This window comes from Spirosoma harenae (assembly GCF_054776975.1).
In genome coordinates this window covers 1-4,316 of sequence record NZ_BAAHBD010000038.1, presented here as the reverse complement: position 1 = coordinate 4,316, position 4,316 = coordinate 1, and the positions used below count along the sequence as shown (strand labels likewise).

Annotated in this window: 5 protein-coding genes; 4 read left to right on the top strand and 1 reads right to left on the bottom strand. The window is 45.0% G+C overall.

The genetic code is table 11. From position 1 onward, the window contains the following. On the top strand, nt 1-767 hold a 767-nt coding region (locus ACYVE4_RS29955; RefSeq protein WP_461044100.1), incomplete at its 5' end, for a hypothetical protein. A 131-nt stretch (nt 768-898) separates the two neighbouring features. Here the strand turns inward: ACYVE4_RS29955 and ACYVE4_RS29950 are convergent. Continuing rightward, nucleotides 899-1,348, bottom strand: coding sequence for a hypothetical protein (locus tag ACYVE4_RS29950; protein WP_461044099.1), 450 nt, complete (start codon nt 1,346-1,348; stop codon nt 899-901). Nucleotides 1,349-2,080: 732 nt separating this feature from the next. Here ACYVE4_RS29950 and ACYVE4_RS29945 point away from each other — a divergent pair. From ACYVE4_RS29945 to ACYVE4_RS29935, 3 genes are all read left to right on the top strand, one after another. After that, entirely contained in the window at nt 2,081-3,340 is a 1,260-nt protein-coding gene (locus tag ACYVE4_RS29945) for a hypothetical protein (protein ID WP_461044098.1), read from the top strand. A 5-nt stretch (nt 3,341-3,345) separates the two neighbouring features. Next, nucleotides 3,346-3,744 (top strand): hypothetical protein, encoded by a 399-nt coding sequence (locus tag ACYVE4_RS29940; RefSeq protein WP_461044097.1) that lies wholly within the window; start codon nt 3,346-3,348, stop codon nt 3,742-3,744. A gap of 175 nt (nt 3,745-3,919) precedes the next feature. Continuing rightward, nucleotides 3,920-4,096, top strand: a complete 177-nt coding sequence (locus tag ACYVE4_RS29935; RefSeq protein WP_461044096.1) for a hypothetical protein — start codon at nt 3,920-3,922, stop codon at nt 4,094-4,096. The last annotated feature ends 220 nt before the right edge of the window (nt 4,097-4,316 follow it).

The following is a 4,316-nucleotide window of genomic DNA, read 5'->3' as shown; positions in this document are numbered from 1 at the left end:
GCGTTTGTGATCGGCCCACGGGCATTGAGTTTGATTCGAAAACCAATGCCCGCCAGGTCGAACTCAATGCCAGCTGGTGCGATGTGCGCTATGCCATCAGCTGGACTGTCCAACACCCCACCTATACCAGCCAGGGATGGGTACGAAACACCCTGGTCTTTCCGCAAGGTCAAGACCGGCGCCGGGTGGTGGTCGACCGACCTGAGGATGTGAGTGTACCGACGGGTATTCCCAGCCAGCCGTATCAACAGCAGGGGGTGACCGATGTGTACACGGTGTATTGCGTTCAATCGGGATCAACCCTGCCGTGTTCGTATCCGCTTTATGTGGATAGTCCGTTGATGGATGCTTACAACAACCCCTCCCACACCTACACGCCAGTTGGCCCCGGCACCACCGAGCCAGCGAATACGCCCGACGCCTGTAATGGGTTTATCAACATCGAAAAAGGGGGTATTAAGAATTTTACCTATAATCCGGGAGATGATGATACGGAGGGCAGCTATTATGTATTGTATACCGACTGGTGTGGGGGCAGCGTGGTGTGGTACGATGGGACCCAGAAGTTGACCAACCTGACGGTAGGTCCCTACACGGTGAGTAAAACGTTCAATTACGAATGTACCTTGCCCAGTGGTCAGGTCAGTATCTGGGCGGCTATTAGTTACTGGAAATACCCTATTTTCCAACCGATAACTTTTAGGGCAAGCTTACAGTGTGAACTATTTATGCTGAGAGCAGTGATAAAAAAAGCTCAACTATGTTAATAAGGCATTTTTTGAGCAAGTAATTGATGATGAAGGGTTGTCTGAGACTACTTATGAACTTTCAGCTAGTTTCAATGAAGTTTCAAAAAAAATTATGAATAGAAGGAATTACTCCCAATACGATCAGATTGTCAGGCGCTTGGAGCAGGAGGATTATTTCTTCTTAGATTTTCGATGTCGGCAATATCCCTTGGTCTGCCAAGTGCTGTCTTTTCCTCAATTAGATCATCAAGAGCCATAAATGGAATTTGAACACCATTGCGCTCAACAACCTTTTTTCTGGCGTAAGCTTGCCAGAACTTCAAGGGGGCTTTAATAATGGGCAAAGCATCAAGGGTATAGTCCTCAAACTCGAATTGAAAATTTGATTTCCAAGGGTCTGGTGCTTCTTCCTCTTTGAACTCTTTTACATCTAGACCGAGTTGCTCTAGCGCATTAAGCAATTTGAAGTAGTTTTCGTAGCTAGGATAATACCAGAGATCTATGTCTGGTTTTTCAACAACTTGTCCCCATTTAGTTATTGATTTTCTATAGTCTCCATAGTAAGCCACAGCCATCCCGCCTATAACGAGATACTCCATCCCATTTTTATTTAATATATCGAATACTTGAAGGGGATTAGTATTAAAGTGCATACACAGAATTCCCGCTCATGGACGTGCTATTCCATGACGAGACTGTATCTTTATCATCTTTCAAGAAATTCATAAAGCTCTCAAACCTTGCGTGCCGCTCTTCCGACCTAGTAGAGGTTTGATCACTTGGTTGAGAATTCTCTTTGAGCTCCTCAACACTGCTATAACGTCTTAGCTCTTCCATTGCAAAAGACCTTTATTGGCAATAAAGGTACTCGAATATACAAACCTATCTTTTTTAACAACAAGAATGACGCCAAAAAGATTGTTAAAAGCTTGAAATTTACGACGTTTTAATAGCCTTAGATGTAGATTTGTGGTGTCGAAACTACATCTAAGGCTCCTACGCCTATTTTTAAGTTAGCACTAATCCCAAGTTCACGTTCAATACCCACCCAATTTCCTTTGAGGCATGATGGCAATTGGTTAAGAGTTAATTCATTCAATAAAAGTTGATTATGCGCTGTACACCGACTGGTGTGGAGGCAGTGTGGTGTGGTACGATGGGACCCAGCCGCTGACCAACCTGACGGTGGGTCCCTACACGGCCAGTAAAACGTTCACCTACGAATGTACCCTGCCTAGTGGTCAGGTCTGCAAAGGCAGTTACCCATTGCCTCCTCCCCGTCTCAACCAGGCGGAGGTCGGCTAGGGGCTACCAGTGCGGTGTCGAGTCCGGTGAGTGACAACTGTTCGAGCCAGATTTCGCTGGCCACCGCGTCCGCTGTGTTCTATAGCCAGATGCTATGTGGGTTGAGTAACCTGATTCAAACCAGAGACGATGCAATGGCAGTGCTCAATAGTCTGCAAAGTCAATTGAATGGTACGGGTTTGGCGTTTCCAACCGATACGACGGCTATTCTTGATGCGTTGCTGGCTGGGAATTGTCAGCAGGCTGGGACTTTGCTGGGGACGGCAAATGGTAACGCCTTGATCGATATCACGATTTTCAATGACCAGATTAATAGTCAATTTGGTCAGATTCAACAGGAAGTAGTCAATACGGTGGCCCGGTGTTCGGCTCCTAAACCGACTATTTCCAGTAACCAGATCAACGAAGATCGTCAAATCACCCAAGGCACGACGTGTCGAGGCTGCATTGCCGGAGATTGTTCGAAGTATTGGGTGTATTTTAACAATGCCACTAATTTGCAAACGAACTGGTATGAGCGAGCTGATTATACGTCGGCAGATTACCGAGGTAAAACTTGGGCTATTGATGGGCCGTATGCATTAACGGGTGGGGATGAGAAATATTTTCGCAACTCAGCTACCCGCTGGCTGGGCAATTATGTAACCCCTGATGCCGATAAATTCTTCGGCAACAATCCCACTAGAGAAAGCAGTAGTCAAGGTAAATTTCGTTTTGTGATAACAAACACACAGTTTTTGTTATCAAATGAGAATTCGTTTGCTACAGAGCAGGACTTGGTGAATCAACTGTTGGGCGACTTTATCCACGATATAGGACCAGAAAATATAGTATTTCCACACAATGGTAAATTTGCGAATATTCTCAAAAAGTCAATTCCTATTGGAGATGTAATAACTAGGTGGTCTCAAAGTAACTTCGATACGAGGAATGTATTTGGATGGGCTATGGATTTACGTGGAGAAATAAATGTAGACGTAGCTTCAGGATTAACCTCACTGGAACACTTTATGGGTTCGGTTGCCGTTCGGATCAATATGCAAGATCGGCAAAACGTAAAATTCGAAGTGTTCAACATTACAAGTTTTACATCGGGCTATTTAACCAAGGACCTGCCTATCATTGGCCATTTTGTAGATTCGCCCAACTCAACAGTAAGAAGCTCTGAAAAACATACGTATTCGAACACAAGTCAGTATGTGAGTTTTACACTTACACCAAGTGAAATTAACTCGATCATTAGAAAGTTTTGTCCTGGAACGAACTGTAGAAATTATAACCCTTAATTCAAATGAAATATAATTACCTGTTAAACGTGTTATTGTTATTGTTCATGACGTCATGTCTTAATGAATATGAAAAGAATTTGATTGGAGAATATATTTTAAAAGAATATACGCTCAAAAAAAAACAAACTATTTCAACAGAACAATTTCCTAGACTTACATTAAATAGTAATAAAACTTTCTCTATTGTAGATGGTAAAAAAACATTTGAAGGCAAATGGGAAGCTGGTGATGATGGTGACCGGGCTTACATTCATCTACTTGTTGATAGCGCAGTTATTGCTGAAGGACGAATTTCAGGCAAGGGTGGAGAAATAATAGATTGGTTTCATTGTTACTCTGATAAAATCTTAAGCAATTATAGTGGAATAACTTTCATCAAAAATAAGCGAAATCTAGATTGATTCCGCTCAGAAATGCCTAGGTCTGCAAAGGCAGTTACTCGTTGCCTCCTCCCCCGTCTCAAGTAGGCGGAGGTCGGCTAGGGGCTACCAGTGCGGTGTCGAGTCCGGTGGGGGACAACTGTTCGAGTCAGATTTCGCTGGCTACGGCATCAAGTGTGTTCTACAGCCAGCTGCTGTGCCAACCAACAACCTGATCCAAACCCGCGAGCAGGCCATAGCTATGCTGTCTAGTCTACAAGAGCAGCTGAGTGGGACGGGCCTACCGTTCCCCTCCGATCTGACCCCCGGTGATCGACGCGCTGCTAAAGGGGGAACTGTCAACAGGCAGGAGCTTTGCTGGGGTAGCCAATGACACCCTCTGATCGACAAGCAAACCTTCAATAGCCAGATCAACAGCCGATACGGGGAAATTTTAGCCAATCTGTTAGTGCAGCAGCAAGACCAGTGCTCGGTCCAGACACCGCCCACGGTTGTGCGGGCGCATTGACCACGCTCAACGTCCCGTTCAATGCGCCACCAGCCCCTATCATTCGTACCAATCGAACCTCGCTCTGTTCCGGCGACTCGGTCAC

What these genes read in the sequence shown, in the direction of transcription:
- ACYVE4_RS29950 (WP_461044099.1), bottom strand. Translation starts at nt 1,348, where the DNA reads ATGGAGTATCTCGTTATAGGCGGGATGGCTGTGGCTTACTATGGAGAC.
- ACYVE4_RS29940 (WP_461044097.1), top strand. Translation starts at nt 3,346, where the DNA reads ATGAAATATAATTACCTGTTAAACGTGTTATTGTTATTGTTCATGACG.